Raw genomic sequence first — 24,751 nt, 5'->3', positions numbered from 1 at the left:
CCTCCCGCAGCGGCACCTCGTGGCCGGCGCGCCGCGGCTAGGTGGCGGCCGGCTTGTCGCGCATCGTCGCCACATAGAGCGCCGGCAGGAAGATCAGCGTCAGCAGCGTGGCGACCAGGAGGCCGCCCATGATCGCGAACGCCATCGGGCCCCAGAACACCGTCGGCGCGATGGGGATCATGCCGAGCACGGTGGAGACGGCGGTGAGCATGATCGGCCGGAAACGGGCGCTGGAGGCGTCGAGCACCGCCTCGCGCACGCTCTTGCCGCCCGCCCGCTCGGCCTCGATCTGACCGATCAGGATCACCGCGTTCTTGATGATCATGCCGATGAGCGCCAGCACGCCGAGAATGGCGACGAAGCCGAGCGGCCGCTGCGACAGCAACAGCGCCGCCACCACGCCGATCAGCCCCAGCGGCGCTACCGACAGCACGATAAACATCAGCGAGAAGCGCCGCAGCTGGAACATCAGCACGGTGAGCATGATGAACAGCATCAGCGGCACCACCGCCACCACCGAGGCCTGCGACTTGGCGCTCTCCTCCACCGTGCCGCCGGTCTCGATGCGGTAGCCCCGCGGCAGCTCGGCGTTCAGCGCCGCGATCTTGGGGGCGAGCGCGCGCACCGCCTCGTCCGGCAGCGTGCCCGGCGCGACATCGGCCTGCACGGTGAGGCTGGGCACGCGGTCGCGTCGCCACACCAGCGGATAGGACTGGGCATAGTCGAAGCTGGCGAATTGCGACAGCGGCACGGTGCGCCCGCCGGGGATCGGCACCTGCAGGGTGCGCAGGCTGTCGAGCGACAGGCGCTGCTCGTCGGTGGCCCGCAGCACGACGTTGACGAGATAGATATCGTCGCGCAGCTGCGTCACCGGCGCGCCGGAAATCACCGTGTTGAGCACGCCAGCAATGGTCTCGGTCGACAGGCCGAGCCGGCGGGCCTCGTCCTGGTCGACCTTGATCCGCACCTCGCGTGCCGGTTCGATCCAGTCATAGTTCACCTGCGTCGCGCCGGGCTCGGCGGCCACCACCTGCGCGAGCTTGAAGGCGATGTCGCGCACCTCAGCCAGATCCGGGCCGAGCACGCGATACTGCACCGGCCAGCCGACCGGCGGGCCCAGCTCCAGCGGCGAGACGCGGCTCACCACGCCCGGGAACTCCTCGGCCAGCAGCGTCTCCAGCCGCGCCTGCAACCGGATGCGCGCCGGCGTGTCCTTCGCCACCACCACCGCCTGGCCGAAGAAATCGTTCGGCAGCTGGGCATTGAGCGGCAGATAGAAGCGGATGGCGCCCTGGCCGACATAGCCGCTCCAGCGCGCCACGTCGGGATCGTCCTTCAGCGCCGCGTCGAGCCGTTCCATGGCGGCCTCGGTGGCGTGGATCGAGGCGTTCTGCTGCAGGGTCATGTCGACCAGCAGCTCCGGCCGGTCGGAGGACGGGAAGAACTGGCTGGGGATCAGCGGCAGCAGCAGCACCGCGACGACGAACAGCGCCACCGTGACGCCCACCGTCACCCAGCGCCACGCGAGCGCCGTCGAGAGGAAGCCGCGATAAAGGCGCATGACCCGCCCCGGTTCCGGTACTCCTCCCTGGCTCGCGGCGGCGTTCTTCGGCGGCCGGAGCAGCACGAGGCCGATCAGCGGCGCGAACAGCACCGCCACCAGCCACGACACGATGAGCGCGATCGACACCACCGCGAACAGCGAGAAGGTGTACTCGCCGGCCGAGGAGGCCGCGAAGCCGATCGGCACGAAGCCGGCGATGGTCACCAGCGTGCCGGCCAGCATGGCGAAGGCATAGGTCTTGAAGGCATAGGTCGCGGCCACCGCCGGCTTCTCGCCGAGCGCCAGCCGGTTGATGGTGGCGTCGGTGGTGGTCATGGCGTCGTCGACCATGAGCGCCAGCGCGATGATCAGCGCGCCGAGCGAGATACGCTGCATGTCGATGCCGGTCAGCTCCATGACGGTGAACACCGCCGCCAGCGTCAGCGGGATCGACAGCGCCACCACGAGGCCCGGGCGCACGCCGAGCGCGATGAAGCTCACCACCAGGATGATGGCGATGGCCTGCCACAGCGATTCCATGAACTCGCCGATGGCGTGCTCCACCGTCACCGCCTGGTCGGCCACCAGGGTGACGCCGATGCCGATCGGCAGGTCGGCGGTGATCTCGGTGATGGCCGCCTTGATGTTGCTGCCGAGCCGCAGGATGTCGCCGCCCTCGCGCATGGCGATGGCGAGGCCGATCGCCGGCTCGCCATTGACGCGGAACATCGGCTGCGGCGGATCGGCGGTGCCGCGCCGCACGGTGGCGATGTCGGCGAGGCGAAGCATCCGCCCGTCGACGGCGAAGTTGATGTTCTCGATGTCGCGCTCGCTGTCGAAGGCGCCGGAAACCTGCAGCGCCAGCGTTTCGTCGCCGGTCTGGATGGTGCCGGCCGGCTGCACCACGTTCTGGCTGCGCAGGGCCGCGATCAGCGCCTGCCGGTTGATGCCGAGACTGGCGAGCTCCTCCATCGAGAATTCGACGAAGATGCGCTCGTCCTGGGCGCCGAGGATCTCGATCTTGGAGACATCCGGCACCTGCAGCAGCTTCGAGCGCACCTCCTCGACATAGTCGCGCAGCTCGCGATGGCTGAAGCCGTCGGCGGTGAAGCCGTAGATCAGCCCGAACGTGTCGCCGAACTCGTCGTTGAAGCCCGGCCCGACCACTCCCTGCGGCAGGGTGTGGCGCATGTCGGCGATACTCTTGCGCACATGGTACCAGACATCCGGCACCTCGGCGGCCGTGGTGGCGCCGTCGAGATTGACGAAGATGGTGGCGACGCCCGGCCGCGTATAGGAGCGCAGGCTGTCGAGATGCGGCGTCTCCTGCAGCGTGCGTTCGAGCCGCTCGGTCACCTGCTTCAGCATGTCCTGCGTGGAGGCGCCGGGCCAGGCGGCCTGCACCACCATGGTCTTGATGACGAAGGAAGGGTCTTCGGCCCGGCCGAGCCGGAAATAGGAACCGAGGCCGGCGACGATCACCACCAGCATGAAGAAGATGACCAGCGAGCGTTCGCGGATCGCCCATTCCGACAGGTTGAAGCGCATCAGGAACCCGAGGCCTCCGAAGCGGACGCCGCCGCTGCGCCGAGCAGCCGCACCTTCTGGCCGGGATGCAGGGCCTGCACCCCGGCGGTGACGACGACGTCGCCCACCGCGAGGCCGGAGGCGACGATCACCGTCGCCGGATTGAACCGCGCCACCTCGACATTGCGAAGCGCCACCGTGGCGGTGGACGGATCGACCACCCACACCGCCGGCCGGCCATTGGTGGCGGTCAGCGCCGAGGCCGGCACCTCCATGCCTACGCCGCTCTCGATCTCGACCCGGCCGGTCACGGCGGAGCCGAGCCGCATCGCCTCGGGCGGGTTGTCGAGCCCCACCCGCACCCGGAAGGTACGGGTCACCGGATCGGCCTGCGGCGCCACCTCGCGCACGCGGCCCACCGCCGTCACCGCGGCATCGTCGGCAAGCGCGACGGCGATCGCGGGATCGGCCGGCACCTGCCGCAGCACCTGCGCGGAGACGTCGAACACCGCGTCGCGACCGCCCTGCCGGGCGAGCTGGACGATCATCTGCCCGGCCTGCACCACCTCGCCGGGCTCGGCGCCGCGCGCGGTGACGACGCCCGGCGCGTCGGCCTTCAATTCGGTGTAGCCGACATTGTCCTCGGCGGTCTTCAGCTGCGCCTGCGCGTCGTCGAGCTGCGCCTGCGCGGCGAGGCGGCCCTGCCGCGCCTCGTCATAGATGGCGCGGGTGGTGAACCCGCTCTGGAGCAGCCGCTCCTGCCGGTCGTAATGGTTGGAGGCCTGCACCAGCCGGCCTTCCGCGGCCGTCACCGCCGCCTGCGCCGAGCGCAGCGTGTTGAGCGCGTTCTGCGGATCGAGGCGGGCCACCACCTGCCCGGCCTTCAGCTGGTCGCCGACATTCACCAGCCGCTCGATCATCCGCCCGCCGATACGGAAGGCGAGCGAGGCCTCGTCCTGCGCCTGGACGGTGCCGGAGATCGAGACCGACTGGCTCGCCGGCGCCTCCTCGACGGTGGTCACCCGGACCGGCCGCACCGGCGGCGGCGCATCCGCCTCCTCCTGCGAACAGCCGGCCGCCAGCAGCGCCATGGCGAGCGCGAGGCCGAGGCCGGAGCAGGAGCGGTTGCCGGAAATGCGCTTCAGCATGACGATCACGTCCTCCTTGAGCGTGCCGGCCAGGACGGCTCTTTGCGGCAAGCCGGCACCGGCGGATGGTGCACGCTTTTGCAGCCAAGGCATATCCCCGGAACGTTCGATGACGGGATTGTCCCGCGATCCGTCGTTCACGCCATCGCGACAGGGACGCCCGCCGCGCGCATTCCTCGCGGCAGAAGCCGGGCTCCGCCGGCCGCCCATGCGGCCCCGGACCAGGAGCCACGCGCGGCCGCAGAGCGGTACGCGCCGCGCCTTGGCCGCGGCCGGCTTGGTGCCCTGAAGCCACTATCGTCGTGATTCCATAAGCCCGACGGCAGGCCGATACCTCCGGTGCTTGAGGCAGCCTGCCGCTTTCGCTATCGATGCCGCTACGGAGTGGCAGGCGGGTCGACGATCGGCCGGCGAACGGGGCAGCGTAAGAGTATGCAGGTCGAAGCGCCGAGAACTGCGCAGCGCCTGGCAGGCGCCACAGCCCGGCTTCTGGCCGTTGCGCTTGCCGGCCTGGTGATCGCCAGCTGTGCCAGCCGGCCGACCGGCGTGCTGGCACCGGTCGCGGAAACCGCGCCGGACGCCACCCAGGTCGACATGCTCGTCGCCACCACCCGCGCCCCGTCCGACGACCCCGGCATCCTGTTCACCGGCGAGCGCGGGCGGCAGGTGCTCCTCTCGTCCTTCGTCGTGTCGATCCCGCCCGACCAGAACCGCCAGATCGGCGAGGTGCAATGGCCGCGCCGGCTGCCGCCCAACCCGCAGACCGATTTCGCCACCCTCGAAGCCAAGCCGCTCGACGGCCTCAGCTCGTCGCGTCGCTGGTTGCACGAGCACCTCACCCCCAGCCGGCGGGTGCTGATCTTCGTGCATGGCTTCAACAACCGCTTCGAGGACGCGGTCTACCGCTTCGCGCAGATCTCCCATGATTCCAAGGCCGACGCGACGCCGGTCCTGTTCACCTGGCCCTCGCGCGCCCGGGTATTCGACTACCTGTTCGATCGCGAAAGCACCATCTATTCGCGCGATGCCTTCGAGGAGACGGTGTGGGAAGTCGCCACCGACCCGGAGGTGAAGGACGTCACCATCATGGCGCACTCCATGGGAGCCTGGCTCGCCATGGAGGGCCTGCGGCAGATGTCGATCCGCCGCGGCAGGCTGCCGCCCAAGATCACCGACGTGATCCTCGCCTCGCCGGATGTCGATGTCGACGTCTTCGCCTCGCAATGGCGCGCGCTGAACCACCCGACCGCGCGTTTCACGGTGTTCACCTCGCAGGACGACCGCGCGCTGCAGGTGTCGCGGCGCATCGCCGGCAGCGTCGACCGGCTCGGCCAGATCAATCCGAGCGACTATTACGCCGAGCTCCAGAAGGCCGGCATCACCGTGGTCGACCTGACGGCACTGCGCTCCGGCGACATGCTCAACCACGGCCGCTTCGCCGAATCCCCGGAAGTGGTGCGGCTGATCGGCACCCGCCTCGTCGCCGGGCAGACGGTGACGGATTCGCAGATGAGCCTGGGCGATCGCATCGGCACCGTCGCCATGGGCGTCGGGCAGACGGTGGGCAGCGCGGCCAGCGTCGCCATCAGCGCCCCGATCGCCATCTTCGACCCGGCGACGCGCCACACCTATGAGGCGCAGGTGAACCAGTTCGGCCAGGTGATCAAGAACACCGCCGGCAACCCCGCCAGGCAATAGCCCGCTCGAACGGGCCGGGCACCCGCGGCGCCCGGCCGGTCCTTCTCAACGGAGCGGTCGGTTCACCAGCTGCGCACCCAGCGACCCGGCTCATAGACCCAGGCGCCGCGCCGCAGCACCCAACGCGGGCCGACATAGGTGAAGCCGCGCCGGTTCGGCTCCCAATAGCCGGGCTGCCACACCCAGCCCGGGCCGCGGCGCCAGTTCCAGTGGCCCGGTACCCAGGTATAGCCGCGACGCGGAGGCGGCCGCCGCTCGCGGCGCGGCGGCGGCGGTGGCGCCATGGGACGCGCCTGCGCCTCGGCCTCGCTCGACGTACCCAGCGCGGCGAGCGGCGCCACCGCGACAGCCGAAAGCAGGCCGGCGAGAAGTGAACGGCGGCTGATCATCTTTCCATCCTTCTGGTTGGGCCCGCGAAAGCGGAAAGCCGCGTCAGCGGGCCAGGAAGCCGATCATCGCAGCATTCGCGATATCGATGAAGAAGGCGGAAACGAGCGGCAGGATGATGAAGGCCCGCGTCGCCGGCCCGTGCGTCTTGGTCACCGCCGTCATGTTGGCGATGGCGGTCGGGGTGGCGCCGAGGCTGATCCCGGTGAAGCCGGCCGAGATCACCGCCGCCTCGTAGTTCTTCCCCATGGCCGGGAACACCACGAAGATGATGTAGGCCACCGCCGCCGCCGTCTGGATCGCGAGCACGATCACCAGAGCGAGGCCCAGCCCGCCCAGCGTCCAGAGTTGCATGCTCATCAGCGACATCGCCAGGAACACGTTCAGCGACAGGTCGGAGACCAGCGCCAGCGCCCGCGAGCGCGTCGGCCAGACGATGCGGGGCAGCAGGCGCGGCACGGTATTGGTGAGCACGATGCCGACGAGCAGGCAGATGACGAACAGCGGCAGCTTGATCGGCACCTCCTGCATCAGTTCCTCGACACCGAAGCCGATGAGGATGGCGACGTTCATCACCAGGATGGTGCGCAGCAGGCTCACATGGCTGACATCGTCGCGGCCGGGTTCCTCCAGCTTCTGCGGCAGGCCGACCACCGCCTCCTCCGAGCGGGGGCCTTCCAGCCGGTAGCGGCCGAGCAGGTATTTGGCGATCGGGCCGCCGGCGAGGCTCGCCACCACCAAGCCGAGCGTCGCCACCGCGATGCCGACCTCCATCGCATTGGCGAGGCCGAAGCGCTGGGCGATCAGCGGCGCCCAGGCGATGGTGGTGCCGTGCCCGCCGATCAGCGACGCCGAGCCGAGGAACACCGCGATGCCGTCGGGCAGGCCCAGCAGGGCGACGCTGCCGGCGGCGATGAGATTCTGGATGACGAGATACACCAGCGTCAGCGCCAGCAGCACGATCAGCGGCCGCCCGCCGGAAACGAGGTCCGACAGCCGCGCATTGAGCCCGATGCCGGTGAAGAAATAGAGCAAGAGCATGTCGCGCGCTTCGAGCGCGAAGGTGATCTCGATGCCGAGGACGCGATAGACGAGCAGCGTCGCCAGCGCCGTCAGCAGCCCGCCTGTCACCGCCTCGGGAATGTTGAAGCGCCGCAGCGGCTCGACGGCGCGGTTGATGCCCGCACCGGCGAAGAACACCAGGATCGAGATGGTGAAGGAGAGCAGGCCGGAAATCTGGATCGTCGACATCGGTCCTCGCGCATGCAGCCGGCGGCGTCCGCCGCGTCAGAATGATCCCGCCGCCGATCCCAGGGCGATCACCGCGACGAGGGCCAGGACGGCGCCGACGATGCCGACCATGACGATGTCGAGATAGCTCTCGCGGTGAGTTGTGCCGCAGACCGCCAGCAATGTCACCACCGCGCCGTTATGCGGCAGGCTGTCCAGCGTGCCGGAACCGATCACCGCCACCCGGTGCATCAGCGCCGGGTCCAGCCCGGTCTGCCCGGCGATCTGCATGAAGGTCGGCCCCAGCGCGTCGAGCGCGATGGTGAGGCCGCCCGAGGCCGAGCCGGTGAGCGCGGCGAGGATGTTGGTCGCCACCGCCAGCGACACCAGCGGCCCGCCCTCGATGGACAGCACCCATTCGCGCACCAGCTCGAAGGCCGGCAGCGCCGCCACCACCGCGCCAAAGCCGACAAGGCTCGCCACCGAGAACACCGGCAGCACCGACGCGTTGGCGCCGGCGTCGATGGTGGCCCGCAGGCCCGGCAGCCGCCGCCAGCTGAGGGCGAGCGCGGTCAGGATGGCCGCGGTCAGCGCCACCGCCACCGACCACACGCCGCCGACCGCCGCCAGCGAGGTCGCCCCCCAGCGTTCCTCGGCGAGGTAGGAGGTGTCGAGATGGGGCAGCACCGCCATCGACATCAGGAGATTGACCAGCACCACGACGACCAGCGGCAGCGCCGCCAGCACGATGGGCGGGTTCGCATAGGCATGCACGCCGTTGTGGATCTCCGCCGGGTCGAACTCGCGCGCGGTGGTGGCGCGCTCGCGTACCAGCGGGTCCTCGGCCGCGGCATCGACGGGCGCCGGCTCGTCGGCGCCGAAGCCCTCGCCGGCCGCCCGCGCCTTCGCCTCGGCGCGCCGCAGCCACCACAGGCCGAAGCCGAGCATGATCGCCGATGCGAGGATGCCGAGCCCGGGCGCCGCGAAGGGCGTGGTGCCGAAGAACGGCATGGGGATGGCGTTCTGGATCGAGGGCGTGCCGGGCAGCGCCGACATGGTGAAGGTGGAGGTGCCGAGCGCGATCGCCGCCGGCATCAGCCGGCGCGGCACGCCCGCGGCACGGAACAGCGCGAGGCCCATCGGCGCCAGCACGAAGAAGGCGACGAACAGGCTCACCCCGCCATAGGTGACGAAGGCGCCGGCCAGCACCACCGCCAGCACCGCCCGCTCGGCGCCCAGCTTCTCGGTCATGAACTGGGCGATGGCGGTGACCGAGCCACTGTCGTCCATGATCTTGCCGAACAGCGCTCCGAGCAGGAACAGCGGGAAGAACTGCGCCACGAAGCGCGCGGCGCTGCCCATGAAGGTCTGCGTCCAGTGCGCCAGCAGCGGCTCGCCGGCGAAGGCGGCGGCGATCAGCGCCGCGATCGGCGCCAGCAGCAGCACCGTCCAGCCGCGGAAGGCGAGCGCGATGAGCAGGCCGAGGCCGGCGAGGATTCCGATCAGTCCCACGGTCTCGCCCATCGCTCACACCCCTTCCAGCAATTGATCGATGTCCAGCGTCGAGCGCTTGCCGATGTCGTCACCGCAGGCATCGAGGAAGGCCTGTGCCGCGGCGCGCCCCTCGTCGCGCAGCATGGCGAGGAATTCCCATTCCGCGTTGAGCTTGGAGGAATAGCCGAGCGAGCCCATCACCGGATTGCGCACCATGTGGATGCGCATCCTCGCCCAGAGCGCGCCCTCGCTGTCGCCGGGATCGGCAACCTTGCGCATCATCGCCATCATGCGCAGCTCCTTGATGAGCACGGCGTTGAACGACACCTCGTTCAGCCGGCTGAGAATGTCGCGGGCATTGTTCGGGATGCCCTCGCGCTCCACCGGGTTGATCGGGATGAGGATGGTGTCGTCGGAGGCGAGATCGCGCACGAGCGGCGTCATGGTCGGATTGCCGGAATAGCCGCCGTCCCAATAGGCCTCGCCATCGATCTCCACCGCCTGGAACAGCGTCGGCAGGCACGCGGAAGCCAGCAGCACTTCCGGGGTGATCTCGCCGTTGCGGAACACCCGGCCACGGCCGGTGCGCACGCTGGTGGCGGTGATGAACAGCTTGATCGGCGAGGATTTGATCAGCTCGAAATCGATGAGTTCCTCGAGAATGCCGCGCAGCGGATTATTGCCGCCGGGATTGAGGTCGTAGGGCGAGATCAGCCGCGACATCAGGTCCATGGCGAGGAACATCGGCGAGGTGTCCATCGTCCAGCGGCCGAGCAGCCGATCCATCGGGCCGCGCTGGAAGGGGCTGAACCGCGCCGCCTTCGAGACCTCGCCCCAGAAATTGGCCAGCGCCTCGCGGGCCCCCTCGGCACCGCCCCGCGCATAGCCATAGCTGAGGACGGCCGCGTTCATCGCACCGGCGGAGGTGCCGGAAATGCCGTCAATGGTCAGCCAGCGCTCTTCCAGCAGCCGGTCCAGCACGCCCCAGGTGAAGGCGCCGTGCGAACCGCCGCCCTGAAGCGCGAAGTCGACGAGAACGGGCGCCCGCGCCGTGTCGCCGGTTGCCGAGCCTGTCGATCCCGTCCCGGTCATGTCGCGCCCCTTCCGCTGCAGAGGCCGACACGGCCCCATAGCCAACCATAGTCGCCCGTCGGCGACGGCAAAATGATCCGCCGTCGATTCTGCGGCATCGCAGCAAAATTATCGCATCGCGGGGGAACATCGACCGGAAACGCCGCGTTAGCCCCAGGCTAACGTGGAGGGGATGCATGCTGGCGGTACGGCGTCTGGCGGACGAAATCGAAAGCACGCTCTATTGGGCGCCCGACTGGCTGATCAGCCTCATCTTCTTCGCCATCGCCATCGTGCTGGGCATCCTCGCCCACCGCATCGCCTTCCGGGTCATCACCCGCCTGGTGCGGGACATGGACCTGTTCTGGCGCTCCCTGGTCTCGCGCACGGAAGGGCCGACACGCCTCGCCGCCATCGTCCTCATGCTCGGCATCGCGGCGCCGGTGGCGCCGCTGTCGCTTCAGGGCTCGCTCTGGGTCCGGCACATCCTGCTGCTCTGCTCCATCGCGCTGGTGGCGTGGCTCGCCCATACCACGCTGCACATCTGGGTCACGGTCTATCTGCGGCGCTTCAAGCTCGACGCCGAGGACAATCTCCTCGCCCGCAAGCACGTCACCCAGACGCGCATCCTGCGCCGGGTGGCGGCGTCGATGATCTTCACCGTCGCGCTGTCCGCCGCGCTGATGACCTTCGAGAGCGTGCAGCAATACGGCGTGTCGCTGCTCGCTTCCGCCGGCGCCGCCGGCCTGGTGATCGGCCTCGCGCTGCAGCCCTTCCTCAAGAACCTCATCGCCGGCATCCAGCTCGCCGTCACCCAGCCGATCCGCATCGACGACGCGCTGCTGGTCGAGGGCGAATGGGGCAATGTGGAGGAGATCACCTCCACCTATGTGGTGATCCGCATCTGGGACTGGCGTCGCCTGATCCTGCCGCTCAGCTACTTCATCGAGCAGCCCTTCCAGAACTGGACGCGCGAGGGCTCGGCGCTGATCGGCACGGTGATGATCTATCTCGACTACAGTGTGCCGGTGGACGCGGTGCGGGCCAGGGTGGAGGAGATCGTGCGCGCCTCCCCGCTCTGGGATCGCAAGGTGGTCAACGTCCAGGTCACCGATTTCAAGGAAACCGTGATGGAGCTGCGCATCCTGGTCAGCGCCGGAACATCGGGCCGCACCTTCGACATACGTTGCGAGGTGCGCGAGAAGCTGATCGCCTTCCTGCAGGCGAACTATCCCGCCGCGCTGCCACGCCTGCGGGCGGAGATCGCCGGGCCGCCGCCGCTCGCCGCCGGCTCCGCGCCGGCGGGCGCCCTCGCCTCCTGAGGCGCGTCCGGGCGCGCGGAGCATTTCCCTTTTGCCGTTCCCGTTCTATCTCCGCAGACGGGAACGGGAGATCCGCATGTTCAGCCTCGACGAACTGGAAGACGCCAGCCGGCGCGTGCATGCGGCCTTTGCGCCGACGCCGGCCTATGCCTGGCCGCTGCTCGCGGAACGCACCGGCGTCGAGCTGTGGGTCAAGCATGAGAACCTCACGCCCACCGGCGCCTTCAAGGTGCGCGGCGGCCTCATCCATGTCGAGCGGCTGGCGCGGGAAAATCTGGCGCCGAACGGCCTGATCTCCGCGACGCGCGGCAATCACGGCCAGTCGCTCGCCTTCGCCGGCCGTCGCTTCGGCGTGCCCGTGACCATCGTGGTGCCGGAGGGCAACAGCCCCGAGAAGAACGCCGCCATGCGCGCGCTCGGCGCCCGCCTCGTCGAGCATGGCGTCGATTTCGACGCCGCGCGGGTGGAGGCGATGCGGCTCGCCGAACGCGACGGGCTGCTTTTCGCACCGTCCTTCCATCGCGACCTGGTGCTCGGCGTCGCCAGCTGGGCGTTGGAGCTGTTCCGGCTCGCCCCCAGGCTCGACGCCCTCTATGTGCCGATCGGCCTCGGCTCCTCCATCTGCGGCGCCATCCGCGTGCGCGACCTGCTCGGCCTCGACACCGAGATCATCGGCGTGCAGAGCGCCGGCGCGCCGGCCTATGCGCGCTCGCTCGCCGCGGGCCGGCCGGTGGAGATCGAGCGGGCCGACACCTTCGCGGACGGCCTCGCCGTGCGCATTCCCGATCCGGCGGCGCTCGCCATCATCGCGGCGGGAGTCTCGCGCATCGTCACCGTCACCGACGAGGAGGTCGCCGCCGCCATCCGCGCCTACTGGACCGACACCCACCAATTGGCGGAAGGCGCGGGCGCCGCCCCGCTCGCCGCCTTGATGCAGGAGCGCGCGATCATGGCCGGCCGTCGCGTCGGCCTGCCGCTCAGCGGCGGCAATATCGACCTCGCCCTGTTCCGCGACCGCGTGCTCGCCGGCGCATGAGGCCTCAGGAGGCCGCCAGCTCCCGGCGGCCGCGCCCGAACAGGCCGAGCACCAGCGCACAGCCCAGCACCACCGTCGCCGCGCCGGCGATCTGCGGCAGCGAGAGCGGCTCGCCCAGCAGCCCGGCCCCGACGGCCACGGCAACCAGCGTGACCGCGAACTCGACGCTCACCGCCCGCGTGGCGCCGAGACGCCCGACCAGCCAGAAATACAGGAGATAGGTCAACCCGCTCATCAGTGCGCCGGCGACGAACAGGAACAGGTAGTCGAGCGGCAGCGGCGTGCCGGGCACGGGGACGAGGGCGAAGAGCGGCAGCAGCATGGCGCCACCGGTGAGGAACGAGCCGATCGTCACCTCCCACGCCCCGACATCCCGCAGCCGGTGGCCGACATAGTTCGAGCCGTAGGCGGCAAAGAAGGCGGAGGCGAGCGAGCAGAGGCAGCCGATGACGAACGAGGTCGTCAGCGGCACCACCGGAAAGCCCACCAGCAGCAGCACGCCGGCGAAGCCGAGAGCCAGGCCCGCCTTGCGCGACGCGCTCAGCCGCTCGATGCCGGAAAGCTGGGCGATGAGCATGGAGAATAGCGGGATGGTCGCGACCAGGATCGCCGACATCGCGGTGCCGATCATCGGCATGGCGTAGTTGAGGCCGGCGAGCTGCAGGGCGACGCTCGTCGCCCCCACCACGGCAAGCCGCGTCCAGCCGACCGAGAAATCGAGCCGCCGGCCGGTCAGCACGGCGACGAGGAGCAGCGTGCCCGCCGCCACGAAGGCCCGCAGCGTCACCGCGCCGACCCAGCCGAAGGCGTGGACCACGCGCAGCACCACCACGAAGGACAGGCCCCAGATCACCGCGAGGGCGACATAGGCGATCAGATCCTTCGGATTCATGATGGCGGCTCGCAGGCGCTGGGACAGGTCGCGCAGGGGCGCGCCGGCCGCAGGCGCTAGTGCCTCGCCTTGCGGCTGTCAACCGCCGGTTCAGCGCATCCTGACACCGTGGCCCTGCTCGCCGGGCGGCAGCAGCACCACCCCGGCCTCCTGCAAGGTGCGGATGAGCAGCGTTTCGGTACCGCGATGCAGCATATGGCGATGCCGTTCGAAGTCGCGCACCGTCGAACGCGAAACCCCGGCACGCACCGCCAGACGTTCCTGCGTCCAGTCGAGCAGGCCGCGTGCGGCGCGGCATTGTTCAGGCGACAGATCCATCGTTTCCGCCTTGCCTATGACGGCGCAAATCAACCATAATGGACGAAATCGCGCAAGATCGAGGATGTCCCGGCCGGGCGAGGAGGCGGCGAAACCATGTCTAACGGCCAGCTTCTCCTCCTCGCGCTGCTGCTGCCATTCGCGGGGAGTGCGCTCGCCGCCTTCCTTCCCACCCATGCCCGCAACGTGGCGGCCTTCATGGCCGGCGCGATCGCCGTCGTCGGCGTCATCCTCATCGTCGTCATGTATGGCGCGGCGGCGCACGACCAGCCGGTGCGGCTGGTCCTCGAATGGCTGCCCATGCTGGGCCTCAACGTCAGCCTGCGGCTCGACGGGCTCTCCTGGCTGTTCGCGCTGCTGGTGTTCGGCATCGGCGCGCTGGTGGTGCTCTATGCCCGCTACTACATGTCGGCCGAGGACCCGGTCCCGCGCTTCTTCTCGTTCCTCCTCGCCTTCATGGGCGCGATGCTCGGCGTGGTGCTGTCGGGCAATCTCGTCCAGCTCGTCTTCTTCTGGGAGCTGACCAGCCTCTTTTCCTTCCTGCTGATCGGCTACTGGCATCACACCGCCCCCGCGCGCGACGGCGCGCGCATGGCGCTCACCATCACCGGCGCCGGCGGCCTGTGCCTGCTGGTCGGCGTGCTGCTGATCGGCCGCATCGTCGGCAGCTACGAGCTCGACCAGGTGCTGGAGGCCGGCGGGCTCATCCGCTCGAGCCCGCTCTACGTGCCGGTGGTGGTGCTGGTGCTGCTCGGCGCCTTCACCAAGAGCGCGCAGTTCCCCTTCCATTTCTGGCTGCCGCACGCCATGGCGGCGCCGACCCCGGTCTCCGCCTATCTGCATTCGGCGACCATGGTGAAGGCCGGTATCTTCCTGATGACCCGGCTGTGGCCGGTGCTGGCCGGCACCGACACCTGGTTCTACCTCGTCGTCCCGGCGGGGCTGATCACCCTGCTGCTCGGCGCCTATGCGGCGATCTTCCAGCAGGACCTCAAGGGCCTGCTCGCCTATTCCACCATCAGCCATCTCGGGCTGATCACCCTGCTGCTCGGCCTCGGCAGCCCGCTCTCGGCGGTGGCCGCGATCTTCCACACCGTGAACCACGCAATCTTCAAGGCGTCGCTGTTCATGGCCGCCGGCATCATCGACCACGAGACCGGCACGCGCGACATCCGGCGCCTGTCGGGCCTGTTCCGCTACATGCCCATCACCGGCACGCTTGCCATGGTGGCGGCGGCCGCGATGGCCGGCACGCCGCTGCTCAACGGCTTCCTCTCCAAGGAGATGTTCTTCGCCGAGGCGGTGGAGAACCATACCGGCTCGCTGCTCGACGACAGCCTGCCCTATTGGGCGACGCTAGCCGGCATCTTCAGCGTCACCTATTCGCTGCGCTTCATCATCGGCGTGTTCTTCGGGCCGCCGCCCACCGACCTGCCGCGCACCCCGCACGAGCCGCCGCACTGGATGCGCTTCCCCATCGAGCTGCTGGTGCTCATCTGCCTGCTGATCGGCATCGTGCCGAGCTTCACCGTCGGCCCGCTGCTCGCCAATGCCGCCCGCGCCGTCATCGGCCCGGACCTGCCCTATTACAGCCTCGCCATCTGGCACGGGCTCACCTGGGCTCTGGTGATGAGCATCATCGCCATGTTCGGTGGCGTGCTGCTGTTCCTGGGGCTGAGATCCTATCTCGACAGCGGCGTCGAGGGGCCGCCGTTGGTGCGCGAGCTCAAGGGCCAGCGCATCTTCGAGCGCATCCTCGTCGTGATCTCCTGGCAGATGGCGCGTGCGCTCGAGCGGGCCTTCGGCAGCCGGCGCCTGCAGCCGCAGCTGCGCATCGTGGTGGGGGTGGCGCTGATCGCCGCCATCTCGCCGCTCTGGCTGCGCGGCATGGTCTCCGAGGGCACCCTGGCGCTGACCGATCTCGACCCGGGCTTCGCCCTGCTCTGGGCGGTCGGCTCCGGCTGCGCCATCGCCGCCGCCTGGCAGGCGAAGTTCCACCGCTTCGCCGCCCTGGTGCTGCTCGGCGGCGCCGGCCTCGTCAGCTCCATCACCTTCGCCTGGTTGTCGGCGCCGGACCTCGCCCTCACCCAGCTGCTGGTCGAGATCGTCACCACGGTGCTGCTGCTGCTCGGCCTGCGCTGGCTGCCCAAGCGCATCGAGGAACCCTATCCCACCAGCCCGCCGCCCTCGGTGCTGCTGCGGCGCTATACCGACCTCGCCATCGCCATCGCGGTCGGCGTCGGCCTCGCGGTGATCTCCTATGCGGTGATGACGCGCCCGCTCGGCGAGAGCGTCTCGCGCTACTTCGTCGAGCGCGCCTATGTCGGCGGCGGCGGCACCAATGTCGTCAACGTCATCCTGGTCGATTTCCGCGGCTTCGACACGCTGGGCGAGGTGGTGGTGCTCTGCCTCGTCGGCCTTACCGTCTACGCGCTGCTGCGCCGCTTCCGGCCGGCGCCGGAAAGCATCGAGGCCCCCGAGCAGCAGCGGCTGCAGGACGAGTTCGACGAGGCCGCGCCCGACCGCTCCCCCGGCGACACGGTGGCGGACTATCTGCGCATCCCGCGTCTCGTCATGCAGTGGCTGTTCCCGGTCATCGCCACCTTCGCGGTCTACCTGTTCATGCGCGGCCACGACCTGCCGGGCGGCGGCTTCGCGGCCGGCATCACCCTCTCCATCGCCTTCATCGTGCAGTACATGGCCGCCGGCACCCGCTGGGTGGAGGATCATCTGCGCGTGCTGCCGCTGCGCTGGATGGGCCTCGGCCTGCTCACCGCCTCGGCGACCGGCGTCGGCTCATGGTGGTTCGGCTACCCGTTCCTCACCACCCATGCGCGCTATCTCGACTGGCCGATCGTCGGCAAGTTCCCGGTGGCGAGCGCGCTGATGTTCGATCTCGGCATCTTCGCGGTGGTGGTGGGCGCCACCGTGCTCATGCTGGTGGCGCTGGCGCACCAGTCGCTGCGCAGCACGCGGCCCCGCCGCACGGCGGAAGGGGAATAGAATGGAAATCGTGCTCGCCATCGGCATCGGCGTCTTTGCCGGCTCGGGCGTCTGGCTGCTGCTGCGCCCGCGCACCTACCAGGTCATCATCGGCCTGTCGCTGGTCTCCTATGCGGTGAACCTGTTCATCTTCAGCATGGGCCGGCTGAAGGTCGGCGCGCCGCCGATCCTGCCCGGTCCCGGGGTCGGCGACCCGGCGACTATGGCCGATCCCACGCCCCAGGCGCTGGTGCTCACCGCCATCGTCATCGGCTTCGCCATGACCGCGCTGTTCCTGGTGCTGCTGCTGGCGGCGCGCGGGCTCACCGGCACCGACCACGTCAACGGGCGGGAGGACTGATGGTACGATCGCTCGCCGCGCATCTCGTCATCGCGCCGATCCTGCTGCCGCTGGCGGTGGGCGCCGCCATGCTGCTGTTCGACGAGCGGCGGCGCCAGCTCAAGATGACGCTGAGCCTGCTCACCGCGACGACGCTGTTCGGCATCGCGCTCACCCTTCTGATCCAGGCCGCGACCATCGACACCGACGGCGACGCCACCATCATCGCCTATCCGCTCGGCAACTGGCCGGCGCCGTTCGGCATCGTGCTGGTGGCGGACCGGCTGTCGGCGCTGATGCTGCTGCTCACCTCGGTGCTGGGCCTGTCGAGCCTGCTCTATGCCCTCGCCCGCTGGCACAAGGCCGGGCCGCGCTTCCACACGCTGTTCCTCTTGCTGCTCGCCGGCCTCAACGGCGCCTTCCTCACCGGCGACCTGTTCAATCTCTTCGTGTTCTTCGAGGTGCTGCTCGCCGCCTCCTACGGGCTGGTGCTGCACGGTTCGGGCACCGCGCGGGTGAAGGCCGGGCTGCACTACATCCCGGTGAACCTCGTCGCCTCCTCGCTGTTCCTCATCGGCGTCGCCATCATCTACGGCGTTACCGGCACGCTGAACATGGCCGATCTCGCGCGGCTGGTCCCGTCGCTGAACATCGACGAGCGGGCGCTGTTCGAGACCGGCGCGGCGATCCTCGGCGTCGCCTTCCTCATCAAGGCCGGCATGTGGCCGCTGTGCTTCTGGCTGCCGACCACCTATGCCGCCGCCTGCGCGCCGATCGCCGCCATGTTCGCCATCATGACCAAGGTCGGCCTCTATGTGATCCTGCGGCTGTTCCTGCTCTGCTTCGGCGGCGAGGCGGGCAACTCCGCCGGCTTCGGTGCCGACTGGCTGTATTATGGCGGCATGGCCACCATCGCCTTCGGCGGCATCGGCGTACTCGCCTCGCAATCGATGCTGCGCCTGGCCGGCTACAGCGTGCTGGTGTCGTCCGGCACCATCCTGGCCGCCATCGGCACCACCAACAACGCGGTCATCTCCGGCGCCTTGTTCTATCTCGTCACCTCCACCCTCTCCATCTCGGCCTTCTTCCTGCTGATCGAGTTGATCGAGCGCGGCCGCGATGCCGGCGCCGACGTGCTCGCCGTGACCATGGAGGCCTATGGCGACGGCGAGAGCGACGAGGAGGAGGACGACGACGAAGGCGAGGTCGGCGTGGCGATCCCGGCGACGATCGCCCTGCTCGGCGGCGCCTTCGTCGCCTGCACCGCCCTGCTCGCCGGCCTGCCGCCGCTGTCCGGCTTCATCGGCAAGGTGGCGATGCTGTCGGCGCTGGTCAACGAAGCCGGGTCGATCTCCTTCTCGCACTGGCTGCTGATCGCGCTGATGATGCTCACCGGCTTCGCGACGCTGATCGCCATGACGCGCACCGGCATCCGCACCCTGTGGGTGCCCGGCGAAGGGGCCATTCCGCGGGTGCGTGCCGTCGAGGCGGCGCCCCTCGGCGCGCTGCTGGCGCTCTGCGTTCTGCTCACCGTGTTCGGCGGCCCGGCGATGCGCTACATGGATGCCACCGCGCAGATGCTCTACTGGCCGCAGGAATATGCCCGCGACATACTCGGCATCGCGCCCGCCGGCACGGTGCCGCTGCGGCCCACCTCCGGCACGGGAGGCAAGCCATGAACCGCCCCTCCGGCCTGCTGCGACGGATCATCCCCTTCCCGCTGCTGTTCCTGGCGCTCCTCGCCATGTGGCTGCTGCTGCAGCAGTCGCTGGCGCCGGGGCATATCGTGCTCGGCAGCCTCGTGGCCCTCGGCGCGACATGGGTGATGGTGGCCCTAGATCCCGAGCCGACGCGGCTCAGGCGACCGGCGGCGATGGCCCAGCTGGCGCTGCGGGTGCTGGTCGACGTGTTCCGCTCCAATCTCGCGGTCGGCACCATCATCCTGCGCGGCGGGCGGCGCAGCGACCATGCCGGCTTCATGACGGTCCGGCTCGATCTGCGCAACGAATACGGCCTCGCGGTGCTGGCGATCATCCTCACCTGCACGCCGGGCACGCTGTGGGTCAATCACGACCCGGCTCGCGGCACGCTGCTGCTGCATGTGCTCGACCTCGTCGACGAGCAGAGCTGGACCGACCTCATCAAGCTCCGCTACGAGCGCCTCTTGATGGAGATCTTCGAATGACCGAACCGCTCGAAGTCCTCATCCTCGGCTGGTCGCTGACGCTGGCGCAGGTGCTGGTGGGCCTCGCCATGGCCTGCGCGGTCTACCGCATCCTCATCGGCCCGCGCGCGCAGGACCGCATCCTCGGCCTGGACACCCTCTATGTGAACGCCATGCTGCTGCTGCTCACCATCGGCATCCGCTCCGGCACCACGCTTTATTTCGAGGCGGCGCTGGCCATCGGGCTGCTCGGCTTTTCCGGCACGGTGGCGCTCGCCAAATTCCTCATGCGCGGCGAGGTGATCGAATGAGCACCGCTCCCCATCTGCCGCTATGGGCGGCCTTGCTGGTCGCCGCGCTGGTGGTCGCTGGCGCCGCCATCACCTTGGTCGGCTCCATCGGCCTGGTGCGGCTGAACAATTTCTACGCCCGCGTCCACGCGCCGACTTTGGGCGCCACGCTCGGCGTCGGCGGCGTGCTGGTCGGCTCGATGATCTGCTTCAGCGTGCTGCAGAGCCGGCCGCTGCTGCATGAGGTGCTGATCGCCGTCTTCGTCACAATCACCACCCCGGTGACGCTGATGCTGCTTGCCCGCGCCGCCCTGCATCGCGATCGCGTCGAGGGGAATCCCGAAGTGCCGCAAAGCGATCTCGCCTCGCTGGAGCGCCGCGACGGCTGAGCCTCAATGGGTGCTGAGCAGCCGGCGATAGAGCGTCGAGCGATTGATGCCCAGCGCTCGCGCCGCCTTGGACACATTGCCGCCATGGGCATCGAGCGCCCGGCGCATCGCCGCGAGCTCGATCGCGTCGAGATCGGCCGGCTCGGAGGAGGCCACGGCCGGCGCCCCGTCATCGGACGCGCCTCGCGAAGCCCCCACCTCCTCGGGCAACAGGTCCGGGCCGACCGGCTGGCCCGGCTCGGCAAGCGCCGCCAGCATCCTGAGCACGCCGACCAATTGGCGGAAATTGCCCGGCCATTCATAGGCCGCCAGCCGCTCCTCGCAGCCGGCGGTGAGGGCGAGCCGGTCGTCCCCGGCGACCCGGCGCCAGAGCTCGCGTACCGTCGCGAGGCGGTCCGGCAGGTCGCGCACCGCCGGCAGCTCGATCGTGTAATGGGCGATGCGGAAATAGAGATCGGAACGGAACGCCCCGCTCTCCACCAGCGCCTTCAGATGGCGGTGGGTGGCGCAGACCAGCGCGAAATCGACGCTCACCGGCCGGCCGGCACCCAGCGGCAGCACCTCGCGGTCCTGCAGCACCCGCAGGAGCCGGGATTGCAGGGCCAGCGGCATGTCGCCGATCTCGTCCAGGAACAGCACGCCGCCATCCGCCTCGCGCAGCAGGCCCTTGCGGCCGTGGCGGCGGGCGCCGGTGAAGGCGCCCTCCTCATAGCCGAACAGCTCGGCCTCGATCAGCGTCTCGGGAATGGCCGCGCAATTGACCGCCACGAAGGGGCCGGCGGCCCGGGGGCCGCGCCGATGGACCTCGCGTGCCGCCATCTCCTTGCCGGTGCCCGTCTCGCCCTGGATCAGCACCGGCACGCCGGCATCGGTCATCTTCACCGCCCGCGACAGTGCCCGCTCGTCCTCCTCGCGCAGCAGCAGCTCGCCGAATTGCGGCAAACGGCCCGGAGAATTGGACGGCGCGCGACGCAGGGCGACGCCCCCCGCCACACGGCGGGACGGCGCCTCCGCGCCATCGAGACGGCCGAACAGCACTCGCCCTCCCGTAACCTCGATGCGGGCGATGCCCGCCTCCTGCGGCAGCCGCGCGACGAGTTCTTCCACCCGCCGGCTGCCGAGCGCCGACCAGTCGATGCCGAACAGCCCCAGCCCGTGGCGGTTGGCCGCCACCAGCCGTTCGCCGTCGAACACCAGCACGCCCTCGCGCGCGGTGCCGAGCAGGGCCCGGTCGGCGCCGAGCCGCAGCACCTGCAGCTCGGCGAAGCCGTCGTCGAAGAAGCGATGCTCGATCTGCTCGGCGGCGAGCCGCACCAGCCCGAGCGCGTGGCGATGATCCACCGCCGCCGGCCCCGAAAGGTCGAGCACGCCCAGCGCATGCCCGAACGGGTCCATGATCGGCGCCGCCGAGCAGCTCAATATCCCATGCGGGTCGAGATAATGCTCGCCGCCATGCACGGCGATGGGACGCCCCTCGAGCAGCGCGGTGCCCACGGCATTGGTGCCGGTCGCCGTCTCGCTCCAGTCCACCCCCGGGTGCAGCGCCACCTGCGCCGCGCGCGAGGCGAAGGCGGCATGGCCCCGCGATTCCAGGATGAGGCCGGAGGCATCGGTGAGGACGACGACGCAGCCGGTCTGCATCGCCTCGGCATAGAGGCTCTCGATCTCCGGCCGGCTCAGGCGCCGCAGCCGCTCGTTGCGCTCGCTCGCCTGGCGCAGCTCGCCCGCGGTGAGCGGCACCAGCGAGGGCAGCACCTGGTTGTCGAGGCCGCGATCGGCGCAGCGCCGCCACGAGCGCAGGATGGGCTCGGCGACCAGCGATTGCGGCGGCCGCCCCTCGTTGAAGAACTGCCGGCGGGCGGCGGAAACCGCCCTCGACACCGTGTCGGCTCGCATACGCTCCTCCCGGAGTGTCGCATTCTGCAACACATGTTCTTAGTTATTGTCGTTCTCTCCCACAGTTGTGGCAAAGTTCCGGCCGGCGGTCCACACCCTTTGTTTTGAAACGAAAGTGAACTGATTTCTTAATCCAGCACTTTCAATATTTTGCCGTATCGCATCAACGATTTTTTGCGCCGCAAGAAAACTCTGGCACAGGCGGTGCAAACCCAGGGGCACCCAACTCGGGAGGATCCCAGAATGAACAAGCCTGAAATCGCCATCACCCGCCAGTCGCCCTTCAAGGCGAAATACGGCAACTACATCGGCGGCCAGTGGGTCGAGCCGGTGAACGGCCGCTATTTCGACAACACCTCGCCGATCACCGGCGGCAAGATCTGCGAGATTCCCCGCTCCGACAAGGACGACATCGAGCTCGCCCTCGACGCCGCGCACAAGGCCAAGGACGCCTGGGGCAAGACCTCCGCCGCCGAGCGGGCCCGCATCCTCAACCTGATCGCCGACCGCATGGAGGAAAAACTCGACACCATCGCGCTCGCCGAGACCTGGGACAACGGCAAGCCGATCCGCGAGACCACCGCGGCCGACATCCCGCTCGCCATCGATCATTTCCGCTATTTCGCCGCCTGCGTGCGTGCGCAGGAAGGCGCGCTCTCCGAGATCGACCACGACACCGTCGCCTATCACTATCACGAGCCGCTCGGCGTGGTCGGCCAGATCATCCCGTGGAACTTCCCGATCCTCATGGCGGTGTGGAAGCTCGCCCCGGCGCTGGCCGCCGGCAATTGCGTGGTGCTGAAGCCGGCCGAACAGACCCCCGCCAGCATCCTCTTGCTGCTGGAGCTGGTCGGCGACCTGCTGCCGCCCGGCGTGCTCAACGTCGTCAACGGCTTCGGCCTCGAGGCCGGCAAGCCGCTCGCCTCCAACCCGCGCATCGCCAAGATCGCCTTCACCGGCGAGACCACGACGGGCCGGCTGATCATGCAGTATGCCAGCCAGAACCTGATCCCGGTGACGCTGGAGCTCGGCGGCAAGTCGCCCAACATCTTCCACAAGGACGTCACCGCCGAGGACGACGACTTCTTCGACAAGGCGATCGAAGGCTTCGTGATGTTCGCGCTGAACCAGGGCGAGGTCTGCACCTGTCCGTCGCGCGCGCTGATCCACGAGGCCATCTATGACCGCTTCATGGAGCGGGCGCTGAAGCGCGTCGAGGCCATCGTGCAGGGCTCGCCGCTCGATCCCTCGACGATGATCGGCGCGCAGGCCTCCTCCGAGCAGCTGGAGAAGATCCTCTCCTATATCGACATCGGCAAGCAGGAGGGCGCGCAGGTGCTCACCGGCGGCGGGCGCAACGAGCTCGGCGGCGACCTGGCCGGCGGCTATTACGTGAAGCCGACCGTGTTCAAGGGCCACAACAAGATGCGCATCTTCCAGGAGGAGATCTTCGGCCCGGTGGTGTCGGTGACCACCTTCAAGGACGAGGACGAGGCGCTCTCCATCGCCAACGACACGCTCTACGGCCTCGGCGCCGGCGTGTGGACCCGCGACGGCAACCGCGCCTATCGCTTCGGCCGCGCCATCCAGGCCGGCCGCGTGTGGACCAACTGCTACCATGCCTATCCGGCCCATGCGGCCTTCGGCGGCTACAAGCAGTCCGGCATCGGTCGCGAGACCCACAAGATGATGCTCGACCACTACCAGCAGACCAAGAACCTGCTGGTCAGCTACTCGCCGAAGAAGCTGGGCTTCTTCTGAGCCGATCCGGCTCCGGTCGGGCGCCGCGCGCGCCCGGCCACCTTCCCGGCACGTCCCCACATGGGGAAAGACCAGGGATCGGCGGGGTGGACGGGGCTCCTCCCGCCGCAGCGATGGTGGCCGGCGCAGCGGGGCGCCCGCCCGAACAGGGAGACAAATTGGATGGCAAAGACGATGAAGGCGGCGGTGGTCCGTGCGTTCGGCAAGCCCCTCGTCATCGAGGACGTGGCGGTTCCAGAGCCCGGCCCGGGCGAGATCCAGGTCCGCATCCAGGCATCGGGCGTGTGCCACACCGATCTCCACGCCGCCGAGGGCGACTGGCCGGTGAAGCCGAACCCGCCCTTCATTCCCGGCCATGAGGGCGTCGGTTACGTCTCCGGCGTCGGCGCCGGGGTCAAGCACGTCAAGGAGGGCGACCGCGTCGGCGTCCCCTGGCTCTACACCGCCTGCGGCCACTGCGCCCACTGCCTCGGCGGCTGGGAGACCCTGTGCGAGGAGCAGAAGAACACCGGCTATTCGGTGAATGGCGGCTTCGCCGATTATGTGATCGCCGACCCCAACTATGTCGGCCACCTGCCGAAGAATGTCGGCTTCGTCGACATCGCCCCGGTGCTGTGCGCCGGCGTCACCGTCTATAAGGGCCTGAAGATGACCGACACCAAGCCCGGCGACTGGGTGGTGATCTCCGGCGTCGGCGGGCTCGGCCACATGGCGGTGCAGTACGCCAAGGCGATGGGCCTCAACGTCGCGGCGGTCGACGTCGCCGAGGACAAGCTCGATCTGGCCCGCAAGCTCGGCGCCGCCGTCACCGTCAACGTGCTGGAGCAGGATCCGGTCGCGGTGCTGAAGAAGCAGATCGGCGGCGCCCATGGCGTGCTGGTGACAGCGGTCTCGCCCAAGGCCTTCAGCCAGGCGCTCGGCATGATGCGCCGAGGCGGCACGCTGGTGGCGAACGGGCTGCCGCCCGGCGCCTTCGACCTGCCGATCTTCGATATGGTGCTGAACGGCACCACGGTGCGCGGCTCCATCGTCGGCACCCGTCTCGACCTGCAGGAATCGCTCGATTTCGCCGCCGAGGGCAAGGTGAAGGCGACGGTGGAGCGCGGCAGGCTCGAGGACATCAACGATATCTTCGCGCGCATGCATGCCGGCAAGATCGACGGCCGCATCGTGCTGGACATCGCCGCCTGAGCCACCGGGAGGCCGGACGGCATGCGGCTGCCCGGCTTCACGCGGCGACGGGCCGACCTGGCGCGCGTTTGC

20 protein-coding genes are annotated in these 24,751 nt (G+C 69.3%); 11 read left to right on the top strand and 9 right to left on the bottom strand.

Features of this window, described 5'->3' with window-relative positions; all coding sequences use genetic code 11:
- Nucleotides 1-37: 37 nt before the first annotated feature.
- Together KHC19_RS22410 and KHC19_RS22405 are read right to left on the bottom strand one after the other, a co-directional pair.
- The gene (locus tag KHC19_RS22410; RefSeq protein ID WP_213355649.1) at nucleotides 38-3,091 is read right to left on the bottom strand and encodes an efflux RND transporter permease subunit; all 3,054 of its coding nucleotides are present in this window, start codon (nucleotides 3,089-3,091) and stop codon (nucleotides 38-40) included.
- Entirely contained in the window at nucleotides 3,091-4,218 is a 1,128-nt protein-coding gene (locus KHC19_RS22405) for an efflux RND transporter periplasmic adaptor subunit (RefSeq protein ID WP_213356364.1), read from the bottom strand. Before KHC19_RS22405 ends, KHC19_RS22410 begins: the two co-directional genes overlap by 1 nt.
- A gap of 432 nt (nucleotides 4,219-4,650) precedes the next feature.
- Between KHC19_RS22405 and KHC19_RS22400 the strand changes: the two genes are divergently transcribed.
- Nucleotides 4,651-5,916: an alpha/beta hydrolase gene (locus KHC19_RS22400; RefSeq protein WP_213355648.1), complete on the top strand. Its 1,266-nt coding sequence runs from the start codon at nucleotides 4,651-4,653 to the stop codon at nucleotides 5,914-5,916.
- A gap of 62 nt (nucleotides 5,917-5,978) precedes the next feature.
- Here KHC19_RS22400 and KHC19_RS22395 read toward each other — a convergent pair whose 3' ends face one another.
- Genes KHC19_RS22395 through KHC19_RS22380 form a run of 4 tightly spaced genes read right to left on the bottom strand, consistent with a single transcriptional unit; the run spans nucleotide 5,979 to nucleotide 10,119 of the window.
- Nucleotides 5,979-6,305 (bottom strand): YXWGXW repeat-containing protein, encoded by a 327-nt coding sequence (locus KHC19_RS22395; protein ID WP_213355647.1) that lies wholly within the window; start codon nucleotides 6,303-6,305, stop codon nucleotides 5,979-5,981.
- Between the two features lie 43 nt (nucleotides 6,306-6,348).
- The gene (gene gltS / locus KHC19_RS22390) at nucleotides 6,349-7,554 is read right to left on the bottom strand and encodes a sodium/glutamate symporter (RefSeq protein ID WP_213355646.1); all 1,206 of its coding nucleotides are present in this window, start codon (nucleotides 7,552-7,554) and stop codon (nucleotides 6,349-6,351) included.
- Between the two features lie 36 nt (nucleotides 7,555-7,590).
- Entirely contained in the window at nucleotides 7,591-9,045 is a 1,455-nt protein-coding gene (locus KHC19_RS22385; protein ID WP_213356362.1) for a GntP family permease, read from the bottom strand.
- A 15-nt stretch (nucleotides 9,046-9,060) separates the two neighbouring features.
- Complete coding sequence (locus KHC19_RS22380; protein ID WP_213355645.1) at nucleotides 9,061-10,119, bottom strand: patatin-like phospholipase family protein; 1,059 nt, start codon at nucleotides 10,117-10,119, stop codon at nucleotides 9,061-9,063.
- Between the two features lie 176 nt (nucleotides 10,120-10,295).
- Here KHC19_RS22380 and KHC19_RS22375 point away from each other — a divergent pair, with 176 nt between their 5' ends.
- Nucleotides 10,296-11,420, top strand: coding sequence for a mechanosensitive ion channel family protein (locus KHC19_RS22375; protein WP_213355644.1), 1,125 nt, complete (start codon nucleotides 10,296-10,298; stop codon nucleotides 11,418-11,420).
- A 76-nt stretch (nucleotides 11,421-11,496) separates the two neighbouring features.
- The gene (locus KHC19_RS22370) at nucleotides 11,497-12,456 is read left to right on the top strand and encodes a threonine dehydratase (RefSeq protein WP_213355643.1); all 960 of its coding nucleotides are present in this window, start codon (nucleotides 11,497-11,499) and stop codon (nucleotides 12,454-12,456) included.
- Between the two features lie 4 nt (nucleotides 12,457-12,460).
- On the opposite strand, the gene KHC19_RS22365 is transcribed toward KHC19_RS22370, so the two are convergent.
- Both KHC19_RS22365 and KHC19_RS22360 read right to left on the bottom strand, forming a co-directional pair.
- Nucleotides 12,461-13,348, bottom strand: a complete 888-nt coding sequence (locus tag KHC19_RS22365; protein ID WP_213355641.1) for a DMT family transporter — start codon at nucleotides 13,346-13,348, stop codon at nucleotides 12,461-12,463.
- Between the two features lie 90 nt (nucleotides 13,349-13,438).
- Nucleotides 13,439-13,666: a helix-turn-helix domain-containing protein gene (locus KHC19_RS22360; protein WP_213355640.1), complete on the bottom strand. Its 228-nt coding sequence runs from the start codon at nucleotides 13,664-13,666 to the stop codon at nucleotides 13,439-13,441.
- A 96-nt stretch (nucleotides 13,667-13,762) separates the two neighbouring features.
- Here KHC19_RS22360 and KHC19_RS22355 point away from each other — a divergent pair, with 96 nt between their 5' ends.
- From KHC19_RS22355 to mnhG, 6 genes are read left to right on the top strand one after another with little or no spacing between them, the layout of a single operon-like run.
- Nucleotides 13,763-16,669 carry a monovalent cation/H+ antiporter subunit A gene (locus KHC19_RS22355; protein ID WP_213355639.1) on the top strand — a complete coding sequence of 969 codons (2,907 nt, stop codon included), beginning with the start codon at nucleotides 13,763-13,765 and terminating at the stop codon, nucleotides 16,667-16,669.
- Nucleotide 16,670: 1 nt separating this feature from the next.
- Nucleotides 16,671-17,009 (top strand): Na+/H+ antiporter subunit C, encoded by a 339-nt coding sequence (locus KHC19_RS22350; RefSeq protein WP_213355638.1) that lies wholly within the window; start codon nucleotides 16,671-16,673, stop codon nucleotides 17,007-17,009.
- Nucleotides 17,009-18,667 (top strand): monovalent cation/H+ antiporter subunit D, encoded by a 1,659-nt coding sequence (locus tag KHC19_RS22345; protein WP_213355637.1) that lies wholly within the window; start codon nucleotides 17,009-17,011, stop codon nucleotides 18,665-18,667. Before KHC19_RS22350 ends, KHC19_RS22345 begins: the two co-directional genes overlap by 1 nt.
- A complete protein-coding gene (locus tag KHC19_RS22340; protein WP_246549350.1) occupies nucleotides 18,664-19,173 on the top strand; it encodes a Na+/H+ antiporter subunit E in 510 nt (169 codons plus the stop codon). The genes KHC19_RS22345 and KHC19_RS22340 overlap by 4 nt, the downstream gene beginning before the upstream one ends.
- On the top strand, nucleotides 19,170-19,463 hold the full coding sequence (locus KHC19_RS22335; protein ID WP_213355636.1) for a K+/H+ antiporter subunit F: 294 nt from the start codon (nucleotides 19,170-19,172) through the stop codon (nucleotides 19,461-19,463). Before KHC19_RS22340 ends, KHC19_RS22335 begins: the two co-directional genes overlap by 4 nt.
- The gene (gene mnhG / locus KHC19_RS22330) at nucleotides 19,460-19,831 is read left to right on the top strand and encodes a monovalent cation/H(+) antiporter subunit G (protein ID WP_213355635.1); all 372 of its coding nucleotides are present in this window, start codon (nucleotides 19,460-19,462) and stop codon (nucleotides 19,829-19,831) included. The genes KHC19_RS22335 and mnhG overlap by 4 nt, the downstream gene beginning before the upstream one ends.
- A 3-nt stretch (nucleotides 19,832-19,834) precedes the next feature.
- On the opposite strand, the gene KHC19_RS22325 is transcribed toward mnhG, so the two are convergent.
- Entirely contained in the window at nucleotides 19,835-21,727 is a 1,893-nt protein-coding gene (locus tag KHC19_RS22325) for a sigma-54-dependent Fis family transcriptional regulator (protein ID WP_213355633.1), read from the bottom strand.
- Nucleotides 21,728-21,970: 243 nt separating this feature from the next.
- Between KHC19_RS22325 and adh the strand changes: the two genes are divergently transcribed.
- Complete coding sequence (adh, locus tag KHC19_RS22320; RefSeq protein WP_213355631.1) at nucleotides 21,971-23,488, top strand: aldehyde dehydrogenase; 1,518 nt, start codon at nucleotides 21,971-21,973, stop codon at nucleotides 23,486-23,488.
- 162 nt (nucleotides 23,489-23,650) lie between these two features.
- Nucleotides 23,651-24,679: an alcohol dehydrogenase AdhP gene (gene adhP, locus KHC19_RS22315; RefSeq protein WP_213355629.1), complete on the top strand. Its 1,029-nt coding sequence runs from the start codon at nucleotides 23,651-23,653 to the stop codon at nucleotides 24,677-24,679.
- Nucleotides 24,680-24,751: the final 72 nt, after the last annotated feature.

Source organism: Ancylobacter oerskovii, assembly GCF_018390555.1.
In the GTDB taxonomy this organism is placed as follows: domain Bacteria; phylum Pseudomonadota; class Alphaproteobacteria; order Rhizobiales; family Xanthobacteraceae; genus Ancylobacter; species Ancylobacter oerskovii.
This window is presented reverse-complemented; position numbering and strand designations above follow the sequence as displayed.

Coding starts and splice junctions, on each gene's coding strand:
- KHC19_RS22410 (WP_213355649.1), bottom strand. CDS start 3,091: ATGCGCTTCAACCTGTCGGAATGGGCGATCCGCGAACGCTCGCTGGTC.
- KHC19_RS22405 (WP_213356364.1), bottom strand. CDS start 4,218: ATGCTGAAGCGCATTTCCGGCAACCGCTCCTGCTCCGGCCTCGGCCTC.
- KHC19_RS22400 (WP_213355648.1), top strand. CDS start 4,651: ATGCAGGTCGAAGCGCCGAGAACTGCGCAGCGCCTGGCAGGCGCCACA.
- KHC19_RS22395 (WP_213355647.1), bottom strand. CDS start 6,305: ATGATCAGCCGCCGTTCACTTCTCGCCGGCCTGCTTTCGGCTGTCGCG.
- gltS (WP_213355646.1), bottom strand. CDS start 7,554: ATGTCGACGATCCAGATTTCCGGCCTGCTCTCCTTCACCATCTCGATC.
- KHC19_RS22380 (WP_213355645.1), bottom strand. CDS start 10,119: ATGACCGGGACGGGATCGACAGGCTCGGCAACCGGCGACACGGCGCGG.
- KHC19_RS22375 (WP_213355644.1), top strand. CDS start 10,296: ATGCTGGCGGTACGGCGTCTGGCGGACGAAATCGAAAGCACGCTCTAT.
- KHC19_RS22370 (WP_213355643.1), top strand. CDS start 11,497: ATGTTCAGCCTCGACGAACTGGAAGACGCCAGCCGGCGCGTGCATGCG.
- KHC19_RS22365 (WP_213355641.1), bottom strand. CDS start 13,348: ATGAATCCGAAGGATCTGATCGCCTATGTCGCCCTCGCGGTGATCTGG.
- KHC19_RS22360 (WP_213355640.1), bottom strand. CDS start 13,666: ATGGATCTGTCGCCTGAACAATGCCGCGCCGCACGCGGCCTGCTCGAC.
- KHC19_RS22355 (WP_213355639.1), top strand. CDS start 13,763: ATGTCTAACGGCCAGCTTCTCCTCCTCGCGCTGCTGCTGCCATTCGCG.
- KHC19_RS22350 (WP_213355638.1), top strand. CDS start 16,671: ATGGAAATCGTGCTCGCCATCGGCATCGGCGTCTTTGCCGGCTCGGGC.
- KHC19_RS22345 (WP_213355637.1), top strand. CDS start 17,009: ATGGTACGATCGCTCGCCGCGCATCTCGTCATCGCGCCGATCCTGCTG.
- KHC19_RS22340 (WP_246549350.1), top strand. CDS start 18,664: ATGAACCGCCCCTCCGGCCTGCTGCGACGGATCATCCCCTTCCCGCTG.
- KHC19_RS22335 (WP_213355636.1), top strand. CDS start 19,170: ATGACCGAACCGCTCGAAGTCCTCATCCTCGGCTGGTCGCTGACGCTG.
- mnhG (WP_213355635.1), top strand. CDS start 19,460: ATGAGCACCGCTCCCCATCTGCCGCTATGGGCGGCCTTGCTGGTCGCC.
- KHC19_RS22325 (WP_213355633.1), bottom strand. CDS start 21,727: ATGCGAGCCGACACGGTGTCGAGGGCGGTTTCCGCCGCCCGCCGGCAG.
- adh (WP_213355631.1), top strand. CDS start 21,971: ATGAACAAGCCTGAAATCGCCATCACCCGCCAGTCGCCCTTCAAGGCG.
- adhP (WP_213355629.1), top strand. CDS start 23,651: ATGGCAAAGACGATGAAGGCGGCGGTGGTCCGTGCGTTCGGCAAGCCC.